Source organism: Streptomyces sp. NPDC057302 (assembly GCF_042667685.1).
Taxonomy (GTDB): Bacteria; Actinomycetota; Actinomycetes; order Streptomycetales; family Streptomycetaceae; genus Streptomyces.
The window spans coordinates 69,313-93,915 of sequence record NZ_JBHUZJ010000019.1 but is presented as its reverse complement, the minus strand read 5'-3'; the positions used below and the strand labels follow the sequence as shown (position 1 = coordinate 93,915).

Genomic DNA, 24,603 nt, shown 5'->3' with positions numbered 1-24,603 from the left:
ACTGACAACAGCGTTAGTGTCACCAACGATGTGGGGATGTCATGCCGCAGACGAACGTGCTGGACTCGACGCTGCACTACGAGGAGGTCGGCGACGGAACTCCCTTCGTCTTTCTACACGGCAATCCCGGCTCATCTCACCTGTGGCGTAAGGTGCTGCCCGCCCTGGATCTTCCCGCTCGCCTGCTCGCCCCCGATCTGATCGGCATGGGCCGCTCCGGCAAGCCCGACGTGCCGTATCGATTCGCCGATCACGCCCGCTATCTGGACGACTGGTTCGATCGGCTGGGTCTGGACGAGGTGGTGCTCGTCGGCCATGACTGGGGCGGCGCTCTCGCCTTCGACTGGGCGGCCCGCCACTGCGGCCGAGTCCGCGCCATAGCCTTTTTCGAGACCATCGTGCGGCCGATGTCCTGGAGCGAACTGGGTGAAGGACCGCGCTCGCGTGCCCAGGCCATGCGCGGGCCGCAGGGCGAGGCGCTGGTGCTGGACGAGAACGTCTTCCTGGAGTCGGCCTTCACCGGTGGGGTGCTGAATCCGGTGAGCGAGGAGGACATGAGGTCCTACCGTGCGCCGTACCCGACGCGGGAGAGCCGTCGCCCGGTGCTGCAATGGGCACGCTCGCTGCCGCTGGACGGGGATCCGAGCGATGTCGCCGAGCGGGTCGACCAGTACGGCACATGGCTTGCGGGCAGCGAGGAGGTCCCCAAATTGCTGCTCACCTTCGACTCCTCGCCCACCTTGCTGATCGGCAAAGAGATGGCCGATTGGTGTGCGGAGAACATCGCCGCGCTGGAGATCCAGCACTGTGGCCCTGCCGGTCACCACGCACCGGAGGATCAGCCCCAGGCCATCGCCGACGCGATCGCCGCTTGGGCCCGGCGGCAGGCTCTGACCGGCGACCGGGATTCTGGCACAGCGTGCTGATACCGCCTTCGAGCCGGTGTCCGACCAGGACGGCAAGAATGGCCTTCGCCCGTTCGGCGCGGGCTCCTGAGCCTCGCTCAGATACTGCCAGCGGTTGAGTAAGTCCGCTGGCCTCTGATGGCGAACCGGCCCTACCTCCTCGCTGCTCTCCTTCCGACCTGACGGCTTCGGCGCACAGTTGGTGGGCGGTTCGAACTGATGAAGCTCCTGGCAGACGGATTCACGACCAAGATCACCCGTGTCGGCCCGGATCCTGGTACACGAGGTCGAGCGACATGTAGGCGCCGCCGCGCGCCGCGGCACTGAATCCGAGGGTGGACACCATGACGGTGCACCCGCCGGCGTCGGGAGCCATGACGCGTCGGCCCAGATCGCTCTGCACGCGGTCGATGAGGTGGTCGCCGAACAGGGTGAAGTAGCCGCCGAGTACGACGGCCCGGGGGTTGAGGAGGTCGGCGAGTGCCCCGAGGCCGAGGCCGAGGCCGTCGATGATGTGCTCAAGTGCGGCCATCGTGGCGGGATCTCCGTCGTCGGCACGACGTCTGAGTTCCGCGAGCCGGTGCTCCAGGTCCACGGTCGCGTCGCGCACCGGATCGTCGGGCGCGGCGGCATGATCGAGGAAGGCGTCCAGGCCGACCATCGTCTCCCAGCAGCCCTGCCGACCGCAGGCGCACGTCTTTCCGGCGGAGTTCAGACGCATGTGGCCGATCTCGCCGGCGAATCCGGCCGATCCGCGAAGGAGCCTGCCGTCAGTGATGATGCCGCCGCCGATGCCGGTCTCGCCGGTCACGTAGATCAGGTCGTGGATGTCGGCGGCGGAGGCGATCAAGTACTCGGCGATGGCTCCCAGTTTGGCGTCGTTCTCCAGTCGCACCGGCGGGAACTTGGGACCGAGGCGTGTGCGCAGCCCGCCGGTCACATCCACGTTGCGCCAGCCGATGTTGGGCGCGTAGGAAACCGTCCCGCTGTCGCGCTGGATCACGCCGGGCGCCGCGACCGTCACGGCCACCGCCTGCGCGCCACGGCCGCGCAATGTCAGGCAGACGCTCTCGATCGCCTCCGCCGCCCGGTCGAGCACCTCGGCCGGACCGTCGGTCCGGGCGTCCAGGGCGACACGGTGCTCGGCGGTGACCTCCCCTCGCAGGTCGAGGGCGATCAGGAAGACGTAGTCGGCGCTGATTTCCAGGCCGATCCCGCAGATGGAGCGTCCGTCGACCTCGACGGTGCGGCTCGGCCTGCCGACGGTTCCGTCGCGCGCGGTCTCTCCCTCACGGATCAGGCCGCGTTCCATCAACTCCGCGACCAGATTGGTGATCGTGGCCTTGGGCAGCCCTGTCTCCGCCGCGATCTGAGTGCGCGGCCGCGGTCCCGCGTCGCGCAACAGGCGTAGGACCAGACCGAGATTGGTTCGGCGCAGCGACGCACGGTCACCTGCCCTGGGCGGTCCGTCCCCGCCCAGGCTCCGTACGCCCGCTCCCCGTAGATCTGCCTTCACGCCGGCCGCTCCTTCGTGTTCCTGCTCGTTTTCCCAGGCCAACGTACGCGGAGCGACGGGTCCGTCTCGAGCGATCGTGCGCAGTGGCGAAAACTTTCTCGCCGCAACCCGTTGACTAGGAATTATTAATTTTGGATCCTAGCCGAACTAATCAAGGCGGCGATGGGGACGATGATGAAGGCGCGCAGCAAGAAGATGCTCGGCGCGGCGGTTGCCGCACTGCTCACGGTGTCCGGGTGTGCGTCTGGCGAGGACGAGTCGGGCACTGAGGGCGGCAAGGTCACGCTGGACTTCTGGGGCTGGGCTCCGGGCTATGAGAAGGCCGTCGACCAGTTCAACAAGACGCACCCGGACATCAAGGTCGACTTCCAGAAAACGGCCTCGGGTTCCAAGGGCGGCTACACCAAGATGCTCACGGCGGCGAAGGCCGGCAACGCGCCGTGTCTGGCGATGGTGGGTTACGAGACGATGCCGAGCTTCGTGGCCGCCGGCGCCCTCGAGGACATCACGGAGGCCGCCGCACCCCACAAGGGCAAGTTCGCGGACTGGACGTGGAACCAGGTGACCGTCGGCGGCAAGACCTATGGTGCGCCGGTGGACACGGCTCCGATGGCGCTGTTCTACCGCAAGGACCTCTTCGCCAAGTACGGCATCAAGAAGCCCCCGGCCACCTGGGACGAGTACCGGGGCGCTGCTGAGAAGGTGCACAAGGCCGATCCGGACGTCTACTTGGGCACCTTCGGCACCGACGCCTACAACTACGCGGGCCTGGCCTGGCAGGCGGGAGCCAAGTGGTTCGACACCACGAGCGACTCCTGGAAGGTCTCCCTCCACAGCGCGGCCAACACCAAGGTGGCCGACTACTGGCAGGGCCTCCTGGACGACAAGCTGCTCAAGCCCGAGCCGAGCTTCGACCCGTCCCTGTACAAGAACATGACCTCAGGCAAGATCCTCTCCGACGTCAACGCCGTGTGGAACGCACCGATCCTCGCCTCGAGCGCGAAGTCCACCTCCGGCAAGTGGGCGGTCGCCCCGATGCCGGTGTGGGACGCCGACAAGCCCGCGTACGGCAATGACGGCGGCTCGGCCACCGCCGTCATGAAGGGCTGCGAACACCCCCGGCAGGCCACCGAGTTCGCGATGTGGATGAGCACGAACAAGGACAGCCTCAGCACCCTGATCAAGGACACCGGCATCTACCCGGCGGCCACGGCAGGGCAGAACCACCCGGTGCTGTCACAGCCCGACCCGTTCTACGGCGGCCAGAAGATCTACGACGTCTTCAAGAAGGAAAGCGCGCAGATCGACACCAGCTGGAAGTGGGGTCCGACGATGACGCAGACCGCGACCGACATCACCGACGGCCTCGGGCGCGCGGGCAAGGACGGCGTCACCCTGCCGGACATGCTCGCCACCGTGCAGAAGAAGACGGCCGACGAGATGAAGCAGCAGGGCATGACCGTTTCCACCCACTGACCGGAGCGCCCCACCGTGACCACCTACGTTCCCCCCGCGAAAGCGGCAGACGCGCCGGATCGCCGCGCCTCGCGGCACACTCGCCGGCGCGCGCGCACCGCCCTGCTGTTCCTTGCGCCCTTCATCGCGCTGTTCCTGTGCATGTACCTCGCGCCCATCGCGTACACGCTCTACCAGAGCCTGTTCCAGCAGAAGCGTGACGGGCTCGGCCTGTCCGAACCCACCACTTCCTTCTCGGGCCTGGCCAACTACGCCCAGGCGCTGGGCGACGAGGGCTTTCGCGGTTCCCTGCTGCGGGTCCTGCTGATCGGCGCCGTGCAGGTGCCGCTCATGCTGGGCGCGGCACTCGCGCTCGCCCTGCTCCTCGACGCCAAGCGCACGATGTTCAAGCGGTTCTTCCGTCTGGCGTTCTTCCTGCCCTACGCGCTGCCCGGAGTCATCGGCGCACTCATGTGGTCCTACCTGGTGGCGCCCGAGCTGAGCCCGATCAGCGCACTCGGAAGGCATGTCGGCCTGCACCTGGACCTGACCTCGGACGGCATGCTCGCCCCCGTCATCGGCAACATGCTGACCTGGGGCTGGACCGGCTACAACATGCTGATCATCTACGCGGCGCTGCAGGCGATTCCGGCCGAGCTGAGCGAGGCCGCCAGGATGGACGGCTGCTCGGCGTTCAGCATCGCCTGGCGCATCAAGATCCCGATGGTGCGGCCCGCGCTGGTCCTGACGACCGTGTTCTCCATCATCGGCACCGCGCAGCTGTACAACGAACCCTCCATCCTGCGGAACGTCGCACCGAACCTGAGCAGCGACTACACCCCGATCTTCGCCGCGTACGGGGCGGTCAACTCGGGCAACTTCCCCTACGCCGCGACCCAGTCGGTGATCCTGGCGCTGCTCACCCTGGTTCTCTCCTTCGGCTTCCTCAAGCTCGTCCAGCGCAAGGGAGCGGACCTGTGACCCTCACCGATACCGTCAGGCGCCAGGAGGCCAAGGACCCAGCCCCACCGCCCCCGCTCGCGCCCACGGCGAAGCCCGCCCCACCCAAGTCACGCTGGCTCGTCCTCGCCGTGATGGGCATGGCTGCCGTCTACTTCCTGCTGCCCGTGTGGTGGCTGCTCGTATCCGCCACCAAGACCAGCTCCGAGCTCACCACCACGAACGGCTTCTGGTTCGGCGACTTCGCGCTGGCCGATAACCTCCGTGCGCTGTTCAGCCAGGAGGGCGGAATCTTCACGCGCTGGCTGCTCAACACCGCCCTCTACGCCGTCGGCGGTGCGGTGGTGAGCACGCTGATCTCCTCGCTCGCGGGCTACGCCCTTGCCAAGTTCGCCTTCCGCGGACGGGAGTTCACCTTCAACGCGGTGCTCGCCGCGGTGCTCGTGCCCCAGCCGCTGCTCGCCATCCCGCTGTACCTGATGTTCTCGCAGATCAACCTGGTCAACACCTACTGGGCAGTGCTGCTGCCGAGCCTGGTCAGCCCGTTCGGGGTCTACCTCGCCAGGATCTACGCCGCCGCATCCGTACCCGACGAGGTCATCGAGGCCGGACGCGTCGACGGCGCGGGCGAGTTCCGCATCTTCGCGACGATCGGCATGCGCATCATGGCACCGGCCCTGGTCACGATCTTCCTGTTCCAGTTCGTGACCATCTGGACCAACTACCTGCTGCCCGTGCTGATGCTCGCCGACGACGAACTGCAGCCGGTCACCGTCGGCATCGTGGGCTGGCAGGCCCAACAGGGGATCGGCACGGCGGTGCCGCACAACATCATCATCACTGCCGCCCTCATCTCGGTCATCCCCTTGGTCGCCCTCTTCCTCACCCTGCAGCGCTTCTGGCGCTCGGGCCTGACGGCAGGGAGCGTCAAGTGACGCCCCACGCCCGCCGACGGGCGCGCTACCACCTGCGCTTCCAGCTGCGGCCCGGCGACGACATCGCAGAGCGGGCGGGAAACCTGACCAAGGTCTGCCAGGAGAACGAGGTCGCGGAAGTCGTCCTGCTGATCGGAGCCGAGGAGGCGTACACCGGCCACCTGGCCGCAGAGCAGGAGCTGAGCTGGTACGAGACGGTGGCCCAGGCGCGTGAGGTGCTGAGCGCCGGGGGAGTGGACGTCAGCCTCAACCCGTGGGTGACCGTCGGACATGCCGACCGCGGCCGTAGGGACCGCCTTGGCTTCGCGCCCATGGTCTCGCCGACCGGGAAACCCGCCGCCGCCCAGGCCTCCTTCGCCTGCCCGACATGGCGCAGTTGGCTGTACGCACACTACGGACGCTTCGCGCAGCTCGGCTTCCGGGTGCTGTGGGTGGAGGACGACTTCCGCTTCCACAACCACGCCCCGCTCGACTGGGGCGGCGGCTTCGAACCACTCATGATGGAGCGTCTGTCCCGGCTCGCGGGGCAGGAGGTCACCCGGGACGAGGTGGTCGCCGCCGTCACCCGGCCCGGTCCACCGCATCCATGGCGTGCGCTGCTCCAGCAGGTGTGGCACACCGCGCAACTGGAGGTCGCCGAGGGCTTGGCGCAGGCCGTACGGGAGCATTCCGCGGGCAGATCCCAGCTGGGCCTGATGAGTTCGAACCCTTCGGCTCACTCAGTGGAGGGACGCGACTGGGACGCGCTGTTCAATGCCCTGTCGATCGAGCGACGTGTCACTCAGCGGCCGCACTTCGCACCGTACTCGGACGCTCCGGCCAGGTCCCTGTCCGCCGCGCTGTGGTCCCTGGAGGCGCAGCGCGTGCTGCGTCCGCCCCATGTGGCCTGCGAGCCGGAGATCGAGAACTGGCCGCACACCGCCTGGTCGAAGTCGGACACCCAGACCTGGTCGGAGATGGTCACCGCGCAACTCTGCGGCTCCGACGCGCTGTTGCTGAACGTGCACCCCAGCTCGGCAGAGCGAGCCGAGCAGTTCCCGCGCGTCGACGCTCTGCTGCGCCGCTCCCGGCCCGCACTGGACTGGTTTGCCGCGCGTCGCACGGAACAGGCGGTCCCGATCGGTGTCGGTCTGCCCTGGCGGCCGGACACGGCCGCACACCTGACAACCGTCGAGGGAACCTTGCAGGAGCTTGCGGCCGACCCGACGGCGACCGCGGACTACCTGCTTGGCTACGGCGTTCCGGTCACCGCCGGACCGTCCCCGGTCCAGGCCCTGTTCGGCCGGTGCACCGACGCCTTCAGCGATGACGAACTGCACACCATGCTCCGCGGCGGGCTGCTCCTGGACGGCGAGGCCGCCCTCCGCCTCACGGATCGCGGATTCGCCGACCTGATCGGCGTACGGGCCACACAGCTCTGCGCCCGGGACGAGCAGGCCCGACCTGGACCGTATGCGGTCGAGCAGGTGACGGCAGAGGCGACCACGGACGCGGGCGCGTACTTGAGCGTCGACGTCCAACCGGCGCTCGCCCGGCTGGAGTCACAGCCGGACGCCCATGTCGTCACCCAGATCCTGACCCCGGAGGGCCACGCGTGGGGCGTGGGCCGATGCCACTTCGTCAACGCACTCGGGGGTCGCGTCGCGGTCCTGGCCGCCACCGCTCCGGCGCAGCTGGCCCGCAGCGACAAGGGGCAGCGCCTGCTCCACGCGACGGTGCGCTTCCTGGAGGGCGACCGCCCCGGGCTGCCACTGGTGCACGGTGCGCCCCACCTCATCCCGCACGCGGCGCGTACCGGGGACATCCTGCGGCTCGCTGTCGCCAACGGCAGCGCCGATCACTCTCACCCCCTGATCGACCTCCCCGCCACCCCCGACACGATGCGGGCCACCCTGCTCGCACCGCTGGCCGACCCGGCCCCGGCCACCACCACCGAGGTCGACGGACTGCGGCGACTCGAACCCGCCCTGCCGCACCGAGGCTGGGCGGTCCTCGAATGGCGAGCCGTCCCCGGGCGCTCGCCGCTCACCACTCCCTCCACCCTCTCCTGAAGCGAGGAGTACCTGTGCCATCCCATGCGAGAGCACGAACCGTCGGCGCCATCGCCGCGGCGGTCGCCCTGTTGGCCGGTGCCGTCATGTCATCACCGGCAGCAGCTCAGAGCGACGACCCGACGTACTCCGTCAGCGTCGGTCAGAGAGGCGAGTGGACCAACCCGGACGACACCCCCGCCTCCACGTACATCGACAAGGACGGCACGTTCCACTACCAGTCCGCGCACGCGCTCTACAGTGCGGACGACCCGCGCAAGTGGTCCTTCTACACCGGCAAGGACTTCGACTCGGCGAAGCCCGACGCCAAGCTGAACGGTGCGGTGAACCCGGCCAACTCAAGCGACCGCAACGACGACACGACGTGGCGCTGCAACAACAGCCCCACCGGGCGCGAGTCGACGTACGCACCTGACACCTCGCACTACGCGCAGAAGAACTACTGCGATCTCCTGGGAGTCTGGGTCGACCCGGACACCGGCGACTGGTACGGCCTGGTGCACAACGAGTTCACCCCCTCGCCCTTCGGCGACGGACTGCACTACGACGCGATCGACTACGCCGTGTCCAAGGACCAGGGCAAGACGTGGGACATCAAGGACCACGTCCTGACCTCGCCGTACAGCACGAAGCGCGGCGACGACAAGACCTTCCCGAACGACCTCTACCACTACGGCAACGGTGATCCGCGCCTGTTCGTGGACACGGCATCCGGCTATTTCTACGTCTACTACAACTCGCGGGCCATCCCGAAGGGCGGCGTCTCCGGCGGCTGGACCGACGGCAGCCGCGGCCATGTGGCGCGCGCTCCGATGTCAGGGAAGATGGCGCCCGGTTCGTGGAAGAAGTGGTACGACGGCGCCTGGTCGCAGCCCGGCATCGGCGGCCTGGAAAGCAACATGGAACCGGTCGACGCCGACAACCCGAACGGCTACACACCGGTGGAGCACGACTACGACCCGGCGAACGAGGGCAACGTCGCCGAGCAGGTCGCGGCCGGTGAACTGCCCGCCAAGTCAGACCTGTTGACGATGAACATCGTCTACAACGCCCATCTGGGCCTGTACATCGGCCAGCCCGAAGCCATCGTCCAGGACAGCAAAGAGCCGCAGCGCTTCTACGCCACCGACAACCTCGCGACCCAGAAGTGGAAGCTCATCGGCGACACCGGTGACTACCACTCCGGGTCCTGGTACCGCTGGATGCTGGACTCGGTGAACAAGAGCGGCAGCACCATCGTCGGCAAGAACTTCCGTAGCTACTGCTCCTTCCAGTGCTCGGGTGGCGGCGACGGCGAGTACTACAACACCGCGATCGAGACCGATTCCCCGGCGGCGCCGGTGGAGGCTGGCGCTGCGTACAAGATCGCCAATGCTCGCGGCCGCGTCCTCGCCCAGGCCGCGCAGGGAAGCGGCACGACGTCGCTGCCCACCGCCGGCGGATCCGCCCGCGGCAAGTGGGTCTTCACGCCGAACGGCGACGGCTCGTACCGCGTGGCCAACGCCGCGAGCAAGGGCCTCCTTGGTGTCGACTCCGACAAGGTGGCGGGCCGCGCCTGGGCGGCGAAGCCGACGGTGACGTCGGCGCCGAAGGGTGGTCCGACGGTCGGGCAACAGTGGTTCGTCATCCCGGGCAAGGACGCGAGCGGCCGCTCCACGGACACCTTCAAGCTGGTCAACCGCTACAGCGGCCTCGTCGTCGCCATGTCGGGAGCCGAGCGGCGTTCCGCTGAGACGACACCGACCCGGGCCTGGACCGACACCAGCGGATCAGCCGTAGGGGGCGCAAGGACCGCCGCCGAGCAGACCCTGAAGCTCACGCGCACCCACTGACCCAGCCGTCGTTCCCCACCGCGTGTCCACCGTGCCCCAACACGGCGGACACGCGGTGATCGTGTCTCGCGGCCACCCGGCGTCACGGCATGCCCGCACCGTGACGCCCCAGCTGCACACCGCGGACGGGCTACGTCATCAACTCGATGTGCGGATGCTCGGGCTCCGCCGGGCAGACGAACAGGTGCTGTCGGTAGCCGCTGCCTATCTGGACACCGGTCGCGTTGTAGCCGCGGTGGCCGGGGTACGGACCAGCACCTGGGTGGGGGTGCGGAGACCAGCTGTTCCCGGCGTCGTCCCCTTCCTCGAACGTGGCGACGGTCATCAGGACCTCCATGCCGGTGCCACACTCGGAGCAGGACTGCGAGCTGGGGTCGGTGGAGTTCCAAGCGGGCCAGCCGCCGACCTTCCAGCCGGGTGCGTTGGACAGCACACAGTCGTAGTACGTGTCCGGGTCCATGTCTTCCTCTGCTGCCTGCGGCACACTCCATTGCTTGAGCTGCTCCCGCAGTTCTTCGCTCAGCTCCAGATGGTCGGGGTACTCGGTGATCTGCTCCGGTTCAAGCACGCACGGTTCTGGTAGATAGCCGTCGAACTGCACTGCGGGCGGCTCGGGGGGCGTGTCGAGGATGTCGGTGACGGCGGCTGCCGAACGCCAGAAGAGCAGGGTCCTGGGCATGATCGGATGATCGAAGGGGCACCACAGAACCTGCAGCAAGTCCGTGCCCTCCGGCGGGCTCAGATCGGGCACATCCCGTACGTACAGCTGCGCGACGGGCAGCATCGCCATGGGGCCGTCGTACGCCTGGACCGTCATTCTCACCGGATACGTCCGAGGGGGCCGGAGCCGCTGGAGAGTCTCCCGTTCCTCCGGAGTCAGGTCCCGGCCGTGCGAGGCGGCGAAGATCCGTCGTTCCAGCCGCAGATCCGCCGGGGACTGGGCTGGGTTGATGCCATGCACCACATGCTGTTCCTCGCAGTGCGGCCACGGCTCCTCAGAGGGCCACAGCAGTGGCCCGCCGATCGAGCTGCCGTGCCATGTCGGCACCCCAGGGCGGGGGTGCAGGCGGGTCGCCGTGCGGGCCAGCGGAGCCAGTTGGGGAAAGACCGTGACAACGTCGATCGGCCGTGGCGGAGTGACAGGAGTGACGTTCATGGCCGCAATCTTGCCAATCGCCTCTGACAGCGGCCCTCGTGGCCGCCCCACGCAGCGTTCCGGCACGGGCATCACATGGGAGAAGTTGAGCATCTCGCCGATGGTGAGGTACTCAGACGGCCTTGGTGCCGCCCCAGAGAGAGGGCGGCACCAGGGCTGACCTATGGATAACCCCGGCGCTGAAGTGCTGGTCAGGGGCGGCGAAGCGGCAAGCCGGGCTGTTCGCGTGAGGCGGGGACTTAGGGCTTGGTGGTGATCGAGGATGCCCCGTTCAACTTGCCGCCAGACCTCGGGTCGCCGGACTTTCGGTGCTCAGGTGCGGGTGAGTAGGTCGGCGACCCGTGTGATCATCTGGCTCTCCTGACCATTGCGGGCGGTCGTCGGGTTGTAGGAGAGCACGAAGCGCCGTTGTTGGTCACGAGTGGAGAACGCGGCGTTCTTATAGCCATACGTCTCGCCGGTTTTGCCCCAGAGAGTTACACCGTTGACGGTGGCCTGCTGAAGCCCGGCGCTGTAGCGAGCCGGAGAGCCGTCCAGCATGCGCACGTCGTCCGGTGGCAGGGTGAACATCAGCTGGAGTAGCTCCGGTGGGAGCAGTTCGCCGGAGAACAGGGCAGCGAGCATCCGGTCGAGGTCACGCGTGGTGGAGATCATGTCACCCTCACCCCGAGCGGACGATTGGTCGTATGCGGTGATGTCCCGCAGGCCGCCGTCGGCCATCGTCAGGTATCCACGCACGTGGCGGCCCCGAATATGCAGATCGTTGCCGGGTACGACCGTGTGGGCCAGGCCCAGCGGGCGCAGGATGCGGGCCTTGATCGCCTCTCCGTACGGACGGCCGGTCACCTTGTCGATGATCAGTGCGGCCAGAGCATAGTTAACGCCGCGGTACTCCTGTCCAGCGCCCGGGGCGAACTTCAGCGGCCCGTGTGTCACCGTCGCCACCCACTCTTGCGGCGACCAGTGGTCGAAGCGGTGGCGGAAGACATCCTCTGCGGATACCGGTTCGGGGATGCCGACGTGATCCGGCAACCCGCTGGTGTGGTTCAGCAGATGCGCCACGGTGACGGGCGAGAACCGGGCTGGCAGCAGCCCCGGCAGGACGCGCTGCACCGGTGCGTCCAGGCCGACCCGGCCTTCACCTATGAGTTGCAACACCACCGTGGCGACGAAGGCCTTGGTGATACTGCCGATGCGGACCTTGTCATATACCGTGACCGGCCGCCGCGTCTCGACGTCAGCCACACCCGAGGCACCACGCCAGTAGCCGGCCGTACCGCCGACTCGCAATTGGGCTGCGGTCGAGGGCGGACGCTCCAGATCGTCGATCGCCGCCCGCAGCGCGGCGGCATTCAGTGGTGGGAGAGGAGCGGAAGACACTGGAGACGCGATGGCCCGGCGCGTGGGTAGAACCGTAGTGGCGGTCAGCGCCGCCGCTCCTGACAGGGCAGCGCCCGCAAAGGCCCTTCGTGACATGCGTGTTGGTTTCATGTTCCTCACGCTGCCAGCGCGTATACGACCGCGCATCGGGGACGCCCCGGAGCGATCCCTGATTGCACCCTGACCCTTCTCGCACACGAGTGACTCCCTGGCGCATGGCACCTTCGATACACGCCCCAACTTGATCTTTAACTTGTGCGGCGTGGTCGTGGGGTAATTGACGTCTTCAGACGCTGTTTCGCTGCCGGTGTCGTGCGGGGTGTGTACACGTCAGATCATGTTCACGGGGCAGGAGTCATGCGACAGCCTCAAGAGGCGCCCGCGCGGAGCCGTCAGAAGGTGTAGCGGGTGTGGCTGAAGACCTGGCCGTTGTGCCCGAAGCCGTATGCCGTGCCGGGCTCCACCGCGAACAGCAGGTCGTTGCCGTTGCGGATGCTGTCGCCGAAGCCGTGGAAGACGCCCTGCGCAGAGGTGATGTGGTCCCCGTACTGCGCCTCGAACGCGGCGATGACCTCGTTCTGCCGCCCCGGATCCGTCACCCGCTCAGCCGTGCCCTCGATCACGATGTCGAGGCCTTCGGAGAGAGTGTTGTGCCCTGTGGTGAGTACGCAGTGCGCATCGCCGGCCAGGTTCTTCGCCTTCTGCTCGCCGGGCCCGGTACTGAAGTACAGCGCGCCGTCGTGCCAGGCGGCGATCAGTGGGGTGACGTGCAGTCGGCCGTCGGGCCGGACCGTGGTGATCCAGAAGACTTCGGCATCTTCCAGCCGGCGCTGGGTCTCGGCCCAGTCGGTGGCGGTGACGCTCTCGGCGCCCGGCCGCGGGTTGAGCGCGGAGCTGTAGCGGGCGTCGAGGTCGGTCCTGGGCTGCTTCGGCGTCATGGGGATCCCTTTCCCTCTTCTCGTCTCGAAGGCTACGCAAGGCGGCCGGACTGCGCCCGGTCCAGATTCCGGCGGCGGTCAAGGCGCATGGAAACGGCGTATGCACCAAACGGCGGCGGTCTCCGAAGGCGCTCCTGGCGACGCGGTGCCCTGAAACGGTCGGTTCGTCAGGTGCGGTCGAGGGACCATGCCGGGGCGTGGCCTCCGTCCCGGCAAGCAGGCTACTGGAGCGTGTACGCGGCCCGGCCGATCCGGAGGTGCGCGTCGACCAACCCCTGCGAGGTCCGTGTCGAGCGCCGGCGGGCCGGGCATGGAGTCAAGTGGTCAAGGCGGTGACTACGAGGGGGATCTGATGATGCTGAAGGTGGGAGCAGGGGCGCTGTTCCTGTTCTGCTACGTCGACGTCATTGCCGTGCTCGCCATCGGGGACTGGATCACCCAGGTCAGCCGTCCTCTGCTCTACGGCGGCCCGATAGCCTTCGTCGCCGGGTGTTTCGCCCCCGCTGTGCACGAGGCCTATCTGCGGCGCGCTGGATGATGGAGAGTCGCGGCCGCCGCACGCCGGCCTGCCCCGGCTGCTGGATGGCAGTGGGTGGGGCGGCCGTGCATGCGGTGGAGTGCCCCACGTCGTCGCAGGCCGGATAGCGCCCGTGGTGCTACTCGTCACTACCCGGGGTGCCGCCCCGGCGAGGCTGAAACGTGGCGGCGCCTGTGGCCCACGGCCAGGGTGGTGAGGGCAGCTACCGCGAAGGAGAGCAGGGAGGCGCTCATCCACGGCTGGACGGTGAAGCCCACGGCGTCCTGCAGCCAGGCCCAGAAGTCGGACCAGCCGGCGATGTTCGTCGGTGCGATCAGTTGGTAGGTGGCGAAGCCGAGTGCCCAGGGCAGCAGCATGACCCAGCGGGTGGGGGCCTGTTCGGAGACGTCCCAGGTGCGGTGGCCGCCGAGTACGAAGAAGTCCACGACCAGGACGGCGAACATCGGGATGAAGACCGCGCCGATCAGGTAGAGGAAGCTGGCGTAGCTGTCCATGTTCACCAGAAGGGCCAGGACGGTGGCCAGGGTGCCGCTGATCAGGCACAAGATGCGGCGATCGGCCCGGGGCAGCAGGTTCTGGGCGGAGACGGCGGTGGAGTAGACGTTGGCGAAGGACTGGTCGACCTCGCGCAGGACGAGGACACCGAAGCAGATCACGCCGACGCTGGTGGCGGTGAACGGATCGAAGACCCTGTACGGGTCGGTGGTGTCGAACGCGATCATGGCGAGGGCGGCCACGCCGAGGACCGAGCCCGCGACGCCCGCGAGGGTCTGCCCGACGACCAGGCCGCCGAATGCCTCCTTCTCGCTGCGGGAGTGCCGCGAGTAGTCGGCGACCAACGGCAGCCAGGAGATCGACACGGCGATCACGCTGTCGGCGGCGAACCAGAAGTCCTTCCAGGAGCCGCCCTTCATCGGAATGCCGCGGCCGGCCAGGTCCCAGCCCAGGTAGCAGATGGCCAGGACGACGGCGATGGTGACGTAGCGGCGGATGATGCGCAGGGCGCCGAGCGGGCGCAGGGTGAGCGCTGTCGTCACCGCGCCCGCGACGAGTACGTACAGCCAGCCGGGTCCCGGTTCGCCGAAGGTCTGGCGGGCCAGGATCTTCAGTCCGGTGGAGATGACCACCAGCTCGAAGACCGCCCAGCCGACCATCTGCAGCACGTTGAGGACGGTGGGCAGGTAGGACGCCTTCGCGCCGAACAGGCCGCGCAGCAGGACCATCGAGGGCGCGCCGGTGCGGGCCCCGGTGATGGCGGCGAGGCCGAGGGCGACGGTGCCGATCAGGGTGCCGACGACGGACGCGGTGACGGCCGCTGCGAACGACAGGGTCGGACTGCCGGTGCCAAGGGGGTCGAGGACGACCAGCATGCCGCTGAAGCCGAGCAGGCTGACGCCCAGGTTGGCCCAGAAGGTGCCCTGGTCCAGGCCGCTCAGGACCTTGGGTGTGGGCTGGTCGAGGGTGAGCGGCGCCTCGTCCGCCGGGACCTGTCCCGGGGTGGTGGGTTCGGTGGTGGTCGTCACTTCGCCGGCTCCGAAATCTGGACAGGAGCGGCGCCGACGGGCCAGGACTCCATGCGCCAGGCGGCGTCCCAGAACATCCACTCCCAGGTGGACGCGGTGGTGAAGACCGTACGCATCCGTGCGCGGGTGGCCGGGTCGGCCTGCTCCGCAAGCCGGTTGACGATCTGTCGGGCGTGCTCGGTGGCGGCTTCGAACTCCTCGTCGGCGTACGTGCCGATCCAGTCGCCGTAGGGGTGGGCGGCGAGGTCGCCGGCCAGCCCGAGGAGCTCCCGGCCCACCTCGGCGTAGATCCAGAAGCAGGGCAGGACCGCGGCGGCCAGCTCCGGATAGCCCTGGGTGTGCGCCACGGAGAGCAGGTAGGAGGTGTATCCGGTGCAGGTGGGCGAGGGCGTCCAGGCATCGACGTCGACGACGTTGCTCTCGTGCAGGGAGCTCTCGACGATCACGGCGTCGTGGGCGGACTTCGCGAAGAACGCGATGTCCTGCGGCCGGTCCGCCTTCGCGGCGGCGCTGGCCAGCGCGCGGGCGTAGCCGCGCAGGTAGAGGGCGTCCTGGGCCAGGTAGTAGACGAACTTCTCCCGGTCCAGGGTGCCGTCGCCCAGGGCGATGACGAACGGCAGCTTGTCGATGGCCGCACGTATCTCGGTCGTGGTCGTCCACAGCTCGTCGCAGAACGTCGTGGTCATGGGGGATCAGCTCCAGTACTGGTGGAAGTGGTGGACGGGTCCGTGGCCGCGGCCGATGTGCAGGGTGTCGGCCGCGCGCAGGGCCCCGGTCAGGTACGCCTTCGCGGCACTGACGGTGGTGTGCCAGTCGTCGTGCTGCGGGCGCAGGGCGGCGATCGCGGCGGAGAGGGTGCAGCCGGTGCCATGGGTGTTGCGTGTGTTGACGCGAGGTGCCGACAGCTCGCGGACGCCCGCGGCACCGGTGCCTGTGGCGTGCGTGGCGTCGACGAGGATGTCCACGGATTCCGCGTCGTGGGTGTGGTGGCCGCCCTTGAGGAGGACGCGCCTGGCCCCGGTTGTGAGGAGTGCGTGGGCCTGCTCGATGGCTTCTGCGCGGTTCTTTGCGGCGGCGGTGCCCAGGAGGTCGCCGGCCTCGGGGAGATTGGGGGTGATGAGGTCGGCGAGAGGCAGGAGACGGTCGCGTAGCACGGTCACCGCATCGGCCTCCAGGAGGCGGTGGCCGCTGGTCGAGACCATGACGGGGTCCAGGACGACGTATCGGGGGCGGTGTCGCTCCAGGGCTTCCGCGACCGCTGCGGCGATGCCGGCGTCGGCCAGCATCCCGATCTTGACGGCGTCCACCGGGACGTCGGCGAACAGCGTGTCGAGCTGCTCGATGACGAACGCCGGGGGGATGGCGTGGATGCCGGTGACGCCCAGAGTGTTCTGTGCGGTCAGGGCGGTCAGAACTGCTGTTCCGTAGGCGCCGTTGGCGGAGAACGCCTTCAGGTCGGCTTGTATCCCGGCGCCGCCGGAGGGGTCGCTGGCGGCGATGGTGAGGGCGATGGGCGGGCTGGTCACGCGGGGATCTCCTGTCGCAGGGTCAGAGTGCGAACGAGGGACTGGGCTGCGGCCTCGGGGTCGGGCTGCCCGCAGACCGCGCTGACGACGGCGATCCCGGCCACGCCGCTTCCCATGACCGCGGCGGCCTCGGACACGCCGATCCCGCCGATGGCCACGCAGGGCAGTGGGCTCTGCCGGACGATCCGGGCCAGGCCGCCCAGACCGAGCGGGGTGTCCGCGTCCGGCTTGGTGGACTGCGGGAACACCGGACCGACACCGAGGTGGTCGACGGTGTCCGGCACGTGCGCCAGCTGCTCGGGACGGCTGATGGACAGGCCGATGTACGCATGGGGACCGAGCCGGCGCCGGGCGCTCTCGGGGGAGACGTCCCGCTGCCCGAGGTGGACGCCGTCCGCGTCCAACCAGGCCGCCACGTCCAGACGATCGTTGACGATCAAGGGGACGCCCGTGCAGGCGAGTTCGGTCTGGATCGCCCGGCCGAGCGAGAACAGCGTGCGGTCGTCCGCGTCCGGATCGCGCAACTGGACGGCGGTCACGCCGCCCTTGACGGCCGCCGCGACGGTGGCGGCGACACCGCGGTGGCCGCAGAGTCTGGTGTCGGTCACGAGATAAAGGGACAGATCGAGAGGAGGTCGCACGGGTTACTCCTTGGGGTCTCCCGGCCGGGAAAGGTGTGGCAAACACATCGGGAGGTACGGGGAAGGACGGCCCTGACGTACAGGGACCTTGAGTTGTTCACAGGGACGAGCTGGGGGGGACAGGGCAGCAGGAACCGGTGTCGGGGGCGCAGTCGCAGGGCGGGCGGGAACTGTGCAGCGGGTGGCATCCAGGCCACCGCTTATGCAGGACCCCGCAGCACGCGCATGCTCAGCGCAGGTGGAGAGCCTCGGCGAGCCGCTCAGGACTGAGCTCGTACAGCGCGTCGATCAGGGCGACCGCGAACGTGCCGGGCGCCGCGGAGCGGGTGGCGGCGTCCTCCGCGGCCACGGTGAGCAGGCCGGTCGCGGCAGCGGCGGCAAGCAGCGCGTCGCCGGTGACGGCCGTGCAGGCGGCCACCAGGGCGCCCAGTGAGCAGCCCGTTCCCGTCACCAGAGCCAGCAGCGGGTGCCCATTGGCCAGGCGCACCACTCGCGCCCCGTCCGTGAGAACGTCCACCGGACCGCTCACCGCGACCGCGCAGCCATAGCGCCGGGCCAGCGCGCCCGCCGCGGCCAGCGCCGCCTCGGGGACGTCCGTGCTGTCCACGCCGCGCCCGCCTGTGCCGCCGTCCAGCGCCAGGATCTCGGAAGCATTGCCGCGAACGACCGCCGGGGGTGCGCTCTCGAGCAGTTCGTGGGCGAGTTCGGTGCGCCAGGGCAGCGGGCCGACCGCCACCGGGTCGAGCACCCACGGCCGCCCGGCTCCGGCCGCTTCTGTGACCGCGACACGCATCGCCGCCGCCGTCACGGACGTCACCGTTCCCAGGTTGACCAGAACACCCCCGGCCACCCGGGCCAGCGCCCCGGCCTCCTCCGCGCTGTGCACCATCGCGGGGGCAGCCCCCGCCGCGAGCAGCACGTTCGCGGTGAACTGCGACACCACGACGTTGGTCAGACAGTGCACAAGGGGTGCGGAGGTTCGCAGGGACGCGATCACATCCGCCACGGCGTCACGGGACACGGCAGTGCCGTGCTGGGCAGGTACGGAGGCAGTCTCCATCGTCAACACCCTTCCTACGCCGGCATTACCCGGTCCAGGTTCATGCGGTCGGCGGAAAGGGGATCAAGTCCCGTCCGCCCTCTCAGCCCGGCTACTCCCGAGCTCCCGCGGTGGTCGCTACGCAATGTACCTCCTTCAGGAACAGGAGTTCGCACTCGGGTACCTCACGAAACGACGTGGATCACGCGCGGCAAAGGGGCCTGCGCAGCCAGCGCCGCTGTGGTGCAGGGCGCGCAGAAGCGATCAAGGTCCGATTTCCGCCGGGAACAGCAGCTCCCCTTAACCAGAATCGGCTGCATGAAGGACACAGACGACACGTTGCTCAGCTACTTCGACACTGCGGCGGGAGGTTTCAGTGAACGGCTACGGTCGGTGCCGGATACGTGCTGGGAGAAAGCCACGCCGTGCACCGAGTGGAACGTGCGTCAACTGGTCAACCACATGATCCAGGGAAGCCGCATTTACACCTCGCTACTGCGTGGCGGCAGCAGTGTGGAGTTCCTGGCGAACCTGGACCACGAGACGTTCACAGGCGATCTGGTGACCACCTACCGGGACGCGGCTGCCGAGTGCCGGGCTGCGTTCCATGCCGTGGGCGCGCTCGACCGCATCGTCGACTACCCGTTCGGTCCTGTTCCTGGTCGACAGCTACTTGGCCTGTACGTCGTTGACGCGATCACCCACACGTGGGATCTCGCCCGTGCGGTACAGCTCGACGAGCGACTGGACGCGCGCACGGTGCACTGGATCCTCGACAACTTCCAGTGGATCTATCACGGCGTGAGTGAAAGCCCGATCACGGACAGCAGCACCTACTACGGACCGCCGACCAAGGCGCCCACGTCGGCCACCTCCGAGCAGGTGCATCTTCTTCACACCATGGGACGCAGGTTGTAGACCCGGCAGCACACGGAATCGTGAGAGTCCAGAAGGGCAAAGTGCGGTCGCGCAGCTCCCATCGGGCGGTAGCGGCTTCCACCGTGGTCTGCGCGGCGTGGGTGATCGATCCGCTCGTGTCGAAACGGAGCTCTGGGTGTCCGGCGTGCAGCTGGTGCGTGTCATGCAACGGCTCGGCGCCGGATTCACTGCCATGTATGGGGGCAGGGGAAGTGGGACACGACATCGCCCAAGCGAGGAGCCGGCATGACCACGTTCGTCATCACTGTCCCTGGCACTTTTCTCAGCGACATCAATGACTCGGCATGCGTTGCTCTCGAGCGGGAGCTGGCTTCTCGGCACACTGACGTGAGCGAGAGTGAAGGCGTCGACCTGTTGACGTTGAACGAAGGCGGTACCTTCTCGGTCCGCCTCGAAGTGGATGCTGCAGACCGCTACGAGGCTGAACTGCAGGCCGCGAGGCTTGTCGCGGCCGCGTTGAAGGAGGCGGGCATCAACGAAGCTGATGCTCCACTCGGCCCACCGGCGGTCACCGGTATTGACAGTGAGCTGTAGTCAAGCTGGGCTGCGTACCGCGGTCCACCGGGCGTTCGGCGAGGTCGGGGGATAGGCCTGGGATTCGGCGAATCGGTCCGGGCCCTGCGCGCACTTCACGGCATCTGAGGTACCCGGAATCGTCGCCGGTACTCGTTGGGCGTCGTGTTCAGACGGCGTCGGAACGCCCGCACCAGCGTGTCCACGGTGCCGAAACCGCAGGCAGAAGCGATCCGTTCGAGCGTGGCGTCGGAGGACTCCAGTTCGTGGCGTGCCTTCTCCACGCGCACCGATTCGATGTACGCGTGCGGGGTAACGCCCAGTTCGGTCTTGAACAGGCGCGTCAGGTGTCGGTCGCTGACATGCGCGTACTCGGCGAGTTCAGCCACGGTCAACGGTTCGGCGATGCGGCGCAGGATGTGGTGGCGCAGGTCCTCGATGCGCCGTGTCGTGGAGACCTGGGTCAGCGGGACGCTGAACTGGCTCTGTCCGCTGGGGCGTTTGAGGTACATCACCAGCTGGCGGGCCACCCGTAGCGCGACCGCTTCGCCGAGATCGTCGGCGATCAGAGCCAGGGAGAGATCGAGGCAGGCGCTGATGCCGGCTCCGGTCCACACGTTGTCCTCGCGGATGAAGATCGGGTCGGAGTCGACCTCGACGGCCGGGTGATCGGCCGCCAGCTGCTGCGCGGTCGACCAGTGCGTGGTCGCCCGCTTGCCGTCCAGCAACCCCGCCGCGGCGAGCAGGTGCGCGCCCACGCACACGGAGGTGATCCGGTGCGACCGTGCGGCGAGTACCTTCACCCATCCAACGAGATCGGGATCGACGAGCGGGTGCACGCGGCGCTCTTCATCCATCTCCACGGCACCAGGCACCAGAAGGGTGTCGATGCTGCGGCGTGCGGCCTCATCGAAAGTGAGGTCGGGCAGGATGCGCACTCCCGCCCCCGTGGTGACCGGGTCCATGGTCGCGGCGGCGAGCACGACCTGGTAGCCCGCAGCCTCGTCGGTCTCGCGCAGGGCGAGCGAGAACACCTCGGGGGGCCCGGTGACGTCGAGCAGGTCGACGCCCCCGAAGAGCACGATGACGATGAGCCGTCTGGCGACGGCGGTGTCCGGCACGGTTCTCTCTCCCCGGTCAGCTGAGCGGCAGTCATGTCGGTATCTGCAGGTTACATGTCATTGCCGACGTCCTGGCTCGGTCCTAACGTGGTGGACACAGCTCGAGGAACGCCGCGAGCTGCTCAAATCCCACGTATCTCCGAAGGTGGTTTCCCCATGTCCAAAACGACGCTGCGTGAGCTCAACGGCTTCGACCAGGCGCCAGCGAAGCTGGCCGACTCGACGCTGATCCTCATCGACTTCCAGAACACCTACACCCAGGGCGTGATGGAACTCGACGGCTGGGAGAAGTCCCTCGACGCCACGGTGCAGCTGCTGACACGGGCCCGCCAAGCCGGCACCAAGGTCGTGCACGTCATCAACGACGGCGGCCAAGGCACCCCCTATGACATCCGCGCCGAGATCGGCCACATCCACCCCAAGGCCGCGCCCCTCGACGGCGAGCCGGTCATCGTGAAGCAAGTCCCGAACGCATTCCTGGGCACCGACCTCGACACACACCTCACAGCGGGCCAAGACGTCGTCATCGCCGGCTGGATGACCCACATGTGCGTGCTGTTCACCGCGCAGGGCGCCTTTCTGAACGGCAACCGCCCCACCGTCGTCGCCGAAGCCACAGCGACCCGCTCGCTCCCGGTCACGGGCACTGACCTCGACGCCCGCCAAGTGCACTACGGCGCCCTCGCCACCATCGCCGACCTGTACGGGGTCGTGGTTCCCACGCAGAAGGACATTGTCTGATGAAGGCCAAACTGCTCCGTTCGGCTGCCGCCCTGGGCGCCGCCGCCGTACTCGCCACCACGATGACTGCGTGCGCCGGAAGCTCCGAGGCCGCCACACGAACCGACAGCCGCGACCACCGCCACGAGAAGGACTACGCCAAGGACACGACGACGCTGCGTCAGCTGATGGAGCTGGATGAGACCCCCGCGAAGCTGGCCGACTCGACACTGATCCTCGTCGACTACCAGAACGTCTACACCGACGGCGCGATGGAGCTCACGGACTGGCGCGACGCGGTCAAGAACACCAAGACGCTCCTGGAGCGGGCCCGCAAGGCCCACACGCCCGTCATCCACATTGTGGAACGGGGCTACGACCTCAAGTCGAAGGCGGGCCAGATCATCCCGGCGCTCAAACCGGCGAAGGGGGAGACCGTCGTCGAGAAGGCCGTACCGAACGGCTTCCACGACACCAACCTCAACGCCGAGCTCAAGAAGACCGGCCGAAAGAACGTCATCATCTCCGGCTTCATGACCCACATGTGCACCCTCTTCACCACCGAAGGCGCCGTGTACAACGGCTACAACCCGACCGTGATCGGAGACGCCTCGGCGACCCGTCCGCTCCCGGTCAATGGCAACCCCCGCGGCATCCCCGCCAAGCAGGTGCACGAGGCCGCCCTCGCCACGATTCAGGACCGCTTCGGCGTCGTGGTTCCCAAGCAACGCGACCTCACATAGCGCCAGCGCACTTCGGTAGGGAAGCAGCACGGGCTCTTCCCTACCACTTTGCAAGCTCCCACCTCGCCCCCCACGGAGAGATTCGCCCAAGCTTCCGGTGCGAACCGGTAGTCCACGGAGACCACGACCGCACCGAACTTATCGAGGCGTTCCGGTGGGAATCGGCAACTTCTTCGCGATATCCGCTGCAGCCCGTACGAACTCACCGACGTGCTCTGTGGTGTTCCCCTCCAGCCAGACCGGCCCCCGTTCGATCGGCTGTGCGTCGTGCAGTGGCACGTAGGCCACGTCCGGTCGAGGGTAGTAACGCCGGGAATGTTCTCCGACCGGCAGGATGCCCCTGCCCATGGCGACCAGCGTGAGCATTTCGGAGAACGAACCTCCGGTCGGCCCCTTCGGGACTGGCCTGCCCGACGGGGTGTAGTCCGGTGTGCGATCCCGCTTGAACCCCGCTGAGGTCATCTCCGGATACTGCACCACGGGGTGTTCCGCGAGCACTTCGAGCGACACCGACTCCTCGTCGGCGAGTGGATGCCCGGCCGCTGTGGCGAGCACTCGTTCCTCCGTCAGCAGTACTGGCCCACAGGCCATCCCATCGAACGGGTACGAAGCGATGAGGACGTCTATCGAGCCGTCGAGCAGGCTCGCACGGGAGTTGGACAGCTGGACCTCCCGTACATCGACCCTGCAGCCGGGATGGCGCTCGCTGAACAGACCCACCACCTTCAGGAGTGCGGGTGCCGTCCACTCGCCGAGGAAGGCGACCCGCAGTTCTCCTGTCGCACCGCGACTGGCCTGAGTGGCCCTTCGGAGTGCCTCCTCCATTCCGGTGACCAAGGGCGCCAGATCATCGGCCAACTGCTGGCCGATCGCCGTGAGCCGAACCGTTCTGCTGGTCCGCTCAAACAGCATGCCGCCGACCCGCCGTTCAAGCTTCTTGATCACCTGACTGACCCGGCCGGTTGTGACGCACAGACACTCGGCGGTACGGCCGAAGTGCAGCTCCTGGGCAAGCGTCAGGAAAGTCTCGATCTCCACTCGTTCCAGCACTATGCCCCCGTTCGTTTAACCTGACTCAACGATCGTATTCTGATCCTGCCTTGATGGCGGAACCCCCTCAGCGGATCGTGGAAGGCGCACACCTGGACTCCCACCATCGAAGGAAGCCCCCATGAACGTCTCGGACATCACTACCGGCCCGGCCCGGACCGACGAGCCCTTGTGGGAAGACGGCCACCCTGCACGCAGCCTCGGTGGCCAACTCAGGTCGCCCTCGCTGCGCGTGAAAGCATTCGACCATCTGGTCCTCAACGTCGAGGATGTCGAGCGGTCCCTGGATTTCTACTCCGGGCTCCTCGGCCTGGAACCGGTACGCGTTGCCGAGTGGCGAGCCGGCGAGATCCCGTTCCCATCGGTGAGAATTACCGCTGAGACCATCATCGACCTGGTCAGCCGCCCTCGCGGAGAGTCCAACGTCGACCACATCTGTCTCACGGTGGAACCGCTGGACTGGGACGAGTTCATCGCTTCGGGAGCCTTCACCGTCCTCGAAGGCCCCGTCGACCGCTTCGGCGCGCGGGGTACCGCCACGTCGGTCTACGTCCAGGACCCGGACGGCAACACTGTGGAACTTCGCTGGTACCAGCAGGACACCGCGGCCTGATTGCGCTCAAGCTCTTCCAGGCGGCTCGGTCCATGAACAACTTCCTAATAGCGCGCGTCAATCAGCTGCGGCGTCGTGCAAATGAGCGGGCTATCTGTCACTTCTGAGCGTCCTAGTTATCACTCCGTGCGACACCGCGATCTGAACTGGGCCCTTCCGGCGGCAGCCCGCCTCAGCGCCGGATCCGCAGCCCGAGAACCCAGCCAGCGCCGAGTGCGCCGAGCAGATCGCGGCCATCGAGACGCAGCTGGCCAAGGCCAAGGAGGAAGACACAAGCGACGGCGTGCTGGCCTACTCGCGCGCCCAGACCGACATTGAGGACGACTGCCGAGACGAGCAGCGCCATCACTTCCGTGGCGATCGGTGAGCCGCAGCATCTGGCTCACCGCAGCGGCAGGGCTGGCTAAGCGTGTATCCAAAAGTCCTGCGCGTAACGGCAGTGAGACTTAGCGCTACAGTTGGCCCCTTAGCGCCGTGGTTTGCCCGGCTGTGCGTGGTGGTTGGCCCGT

At 67.8% G+C, this 24,603-nt stretch carries 24 protein-coding genes and 1 riboswitch; of the genes, 13 read left to right on the top strand and 11 right to left on the bottom strand.

Annotated elements, in window-relative coordinates; translation table 11 throughout:
• The first annotated feature begins 41 nt into the window (after positions 1-41).
• Positions 42-926, top strand: coding sequence for a haloalkane dehalogenase (locus ACFUPX_RS16665; protein WP_383322017.1), 885 nt, complete (start codon positions 42-44; stop codon positions 924-926).
• Between the two features lie 232 nt (positions 927-1,158).
• Here the strand turns inward: ACFUPX_RS16665 and ACFUPX_RS16660 are convergent, their stop codons facing one another.
• Positions 1,159-2,421: an ROK family protein gene (locus ACFUPX_RS16660; RefSeq protein ID WP_383322014.1), complete on the bottom strand. Its 1,263-nt coding sequence runs from the start codon at positions 2,419-2,421 to the stop codon at positions 1,159-1,161.
• 162 nt (positions 2,422-2,583) lie between these two features.
• Between ACFUPX_RS16660 and ACFUPX_RS16655 the strand changes: the two genes are divergently transcribed.
• Genes ACFUPX_RS16655 through ACFUPX_RS16635 form a run of 5 tightly spaced genes read left to right on the top strand, consistent with a single transcriptional unit; the run spans position 2,584 to position 9,654 of the window.
• Entirely contained in the window at positions 2,584-3,897 is a 1,314-nt protein-coding gene (locus ACFUPX_RS16655) for an ABC transporter substrate-binding protein (RefSeq protein WP_383322010.1), read from the top strand.
• Positions 3,898-3,912: 15 nt separating this feature from the next.
• Positions 3,913-4,857 carry a carbohydrate ABC transporter permease gene (locus ACFUPX_RS16650; RefSeq protein WP_383322007.1) on the top strand — a complete coding sequence of 315 codons (945 nt, stop codon included), beginning with the start codon at positions 3,913-3,915 and terminating at the stop codon, positions 4,855-4,857.
• On the top strand, positions 4,854-5,771 hold the full coding sequence (locus ACFUPX_RS16645; RefSeq protein ID WP_383322004.1) for a carbohydrate ABC transporter permease: 918 nt from the start codon (positions 4,854-4,856) through the stop codon (positions 5,769-5,771). The genes ACFUPX_RS16650 and ACFUPX_RS16645 overlap by 4 nt, the downstream gene beginning before the upstream one ends.
• Positions 5,768-7,822 (top strand): hypothetical protein, encoded by a 2,055-nt coding sequence (locus ACFUPX_RS16640; protein WP_383322001.1) that lies wholly within the window; start codon positions 5,768-5,770, stop codon positions 7,820-7,822. The genes ACFUPX_RS16645 and ACFUPX_RS16640 overlap by 4 nt, the downstream gene beginning before the upstream one ends.
• A gap of 14 nt (positions 7,823-7,836) precedes the next feature.
• Positions 7,837-9,654, top strand: a complete 1,818-nt coding sequence (locus ACFUPX_RS16635; protein ID WP_383321998.1) for an RICIN domain-containing protein — start codon at positions 7,837-7,839, stop codon at positions 9,652-9,654.
• A 130-nt stretch (positions 9,655-9,784) separates the two neighbouring features.
• On the opposite strand, the gene ACFUPX_RS16630 is transcribed toward ACFUPX_RS16635, so the two are convergent.
• The 3 genes from ACFUPX_RS16630 to ACFUPX_RS16620 all read right to left on the bottom strand — a co-directional run bounded on the left by ACFUPX_RS16630 (position 9,785) and on the right by ACFUPX_RS16620 (position 13,128).
• Positions 9,785-10,810: a hypothetical protein gene (locus tag ACFUPX_RS16630; protein WP_383321995.1), complete on the bottom strand. Its 1,026-nt coding sequence runs from the start codon at positions 10,808-10,810 to the stop codon at positions 9,785-9,787.
• Positions 10,811-11,122: 312 nt separating this feature from the next.
• Positions 11,123-12,301, bottom strand: coding sequence for a serine hydrolase domain-containing protein (locus ACFUPX_RS16625; RefSeq protein ID WP_383321992.1), 1,179 nt, complete (start codon positions 12,299-12,301; stop codon positions 11,123-11,125).
• A 281-nt stretch (positions 12,302-12,582) separates the two neighbouring features.
• Positions 12,583-13,128, bottom strand: coding sequence for a pyridoxamine 5'-phosphate oxidase family protein (locus tag ACFUPX_RS16620; protein ID WP_383321989.1), 546 nt, complete (start codon positions 13,126-13,128; stop codon positions 12,583-12,585).
• 352 nt (positions 13,129-13,480) lie between these two features.
• Between ACFUPX_RS16620 and ACFUPX_RS16615 the strand changes: the two genes are divergently transcribed.
• The gene (locus tag ACFUPX_RS16615) at positions 13,481-13,666 is read left to right on the top strand and encodes a hypothetical protein (RefSeq protein ID WP_383321986.1); all 186 of its coding nucleotides are present in this window, start codon (positions 13,481-13,483) and stop codon (positions 13,664-13,666) included.
• A gap of 128 nt (positions 13,667-13,794) precedes the next feature.
• On the opposite strand, the gene ACFUPX_RS16610 is transcribed toward ACFUPX_RS16615, so the two are convergent.
• The 5 genes from ACFUPX_RS16610 to thiM form a co-directional block, all read right to left on the bottom strand.
• Positions 13,795-15,189, bottom strand: coding sequence for a purine-cytosine permease family protein (locus ACFUPX_RS16610; RefSeq protein WP_383321983.1), 1,395 nt, complete (start codon positions 15,187-15,189; stop codon positions 13,795-13,797).
• Positions 15,186-15,875, bottom strand: a complete 690-nt coding sequence (gene tenA / locus ACFUPX_RS16605; RefSeq protein ID WP_383321980.1) for a thiaminase II — start codon at positions 15,873-15,875, stop codon at positions 15,186-15,188. Before tenA ends, ACFUPX_RS16610 begins: the two co-directional genes overlap by 4 nt.
• 6 nt (positions 15,876-15,881) lie before the next feature.
• Entirely contained in the window at positions 15,882-16,715 is an 834-nt protein-coding gene (thiD, locus tag ACFUPX_RS16600) for a bifunctional hydroxymethylpyrimidine kinase/phosphomethylpyrimidine kinase (RefSeq protein WP_383321976.1), read from the bottom strand.
• Positions 16,712-17,323 carry a thiamine phosphate synthase gene (gene thiE, locus ACFUPX_RS16595; protein ID WP_383321973.1) on the bottom strand — a complete coding sequence of 204 codons (612 nt, stop codon included), beginning with the start codon at positions 17,321-17,323 and terminating at the stop codon, positions 16,712-16,714. The genes thiD and thiE overlap by 4 nt, the downstream gene beginning before the upstream one ends.
• 262 nt (positions 17,324-17,585) lie before the next feature.
• The gene (gene thiM / locus ACFUPX_RS16590) at positions 17,586-18,416 is read right to left on the bottom strand and encodes a hydroxyethylthiazole kinase (protein ID WP_383321970.1); all 831 of its coding nucleotides are present in this window, start codon (positions 18,414-18,416) and stop codon (positions 17,586-17,588) included.
• Positions 18,410-18,535: riboswitch (TPP riboswitch) on the bottom strand. (Overlaps the previous gene by 7 nt.)
• Before the next feature lie 178 nt (positions 18,536-18,713).
• Between thiM and ACFUPX_RS16585 the strand changes: the two genes are divergently transcribed.
• A complete protein-coding gene (locus tag ACFUPX_RS16585) occupies positions 18,714-19,313 on the top strand; it encodes a TIGR03086 family metal-binding protein (protein WP_383321967.1) in 600 nt (199 codons plus the stop codon).
• Between the two features lie 246 nt (positions 19,314-19,559).
• Positions 19,560-19,868: a hypothetical protein gene (locus ACFUPX_RS16580; RefSeq protein ID WP_383321964.1), complete on the top strand. Its 309-nt coding sequence runs from the start codon at positions 19,560-19,562 to the stop codon at positions 19,866-19,868.
• A gap of 95 nt (positions 19,869-19,963) precedes the next feature.
• Here ACFUPX_RS16580 and ACFUPX_RS16575 read toward each other — a convergent pair whose 3' ends face one another.
• Positions 19,964-20,968, bottom strand: coding sequence for a GlxA family transcriptional regulator (locus ACFUPX_RS16575; protein WP_383321961.1), 1,005 nt, complete (start codon positions 20,966-20,968; stop codon positions 19,964-19,966).
• 156 nt (positions 20,969-21,124) lie between these two features.
• Between ACFUPX_RS16575 and ACFUPX_RS16570 the strand changes: the two genes are divergently transcribed.
• Both ACFUPX_RS16570 and ACFUPX_RS16565 read left to right on the top strand, forming a co-directional pair.
• The gene (locus ACFUPX_RS16570) at positions 21,125-21,709 is read left to right on the top strand and encodes a cysteine hydrolase family protein (protein WP_383321958.1); all 585 of its coding nucleotides are present in this window, start codon (positions 21,125-21,127) and stop codon (positions 21,707-21,709) included.
• The gene (locus ACFUPX_RS16565) at positions 21,709-22,431 is read left to right on the top strand and encodes an isochorismatase family protein (RefSeq protein ID WP_383321955.1); all 723 of its coding nucleotides are present in this window, start codon (positions 21,709-21,711) and stop codon (positions 22,429-22,431) included. Before ACFUPX_RS16570 ends, ACFUPX_RS16565 begins: the two co-directional genes overlap by 1 nt.
• A gap of 138 nt (positions 22,432-22,569) precedes the next feature.
• On the opposite strand, the gene ACFUPX_RS16560 is transcribed toward ACFUPX_RS16565, so the two are convergent.
• Entirely contained in the window at positions 22,570-23,469 is a 900-nt protein-coding gene (locus ACFUPX_RS16560; RefSeq protein ID WP_383321952.1) for a LysR family transcriptional regulator, read from the bottom strand.
• Positions 23,470-23,707: 238 nt separating this feature from the next.
• Here ACFUPX_RS16560 and ACFUPX_RS16555 point away from each other — a divergent pair, with 238 nt between their 5' ends.
• Together ACFUPX_RS16555 and ACFUPX_RS16550 are read left to right on the top strand one after the other, a co-directional pair.
• A complete protein-coding gene (locus ACFUPX_RS16555) occupies positions 23,708-24,094 on the top strand; it encodes a VOC family protein (RefSeq protein WP_383322095.1) in 387 nt (128 codons plus the stop codon).
• Between the two features lie 226 nt (positions 24,095-24,320).
• Positions 24,321-24,461 carry a hypothetical protein gene (locus ACFUPX_RS16550; protein WP_383322092.1) on the top strand — a complete coding sequence of 47 codons (141 nt, stop codon included), beginning with the start codon at positions 24,321-24,323 and terminating at the stop codon, positions 24,459-24,461.
• Positions 24,462-24,603: the final 142 nt, after the last annotated feature.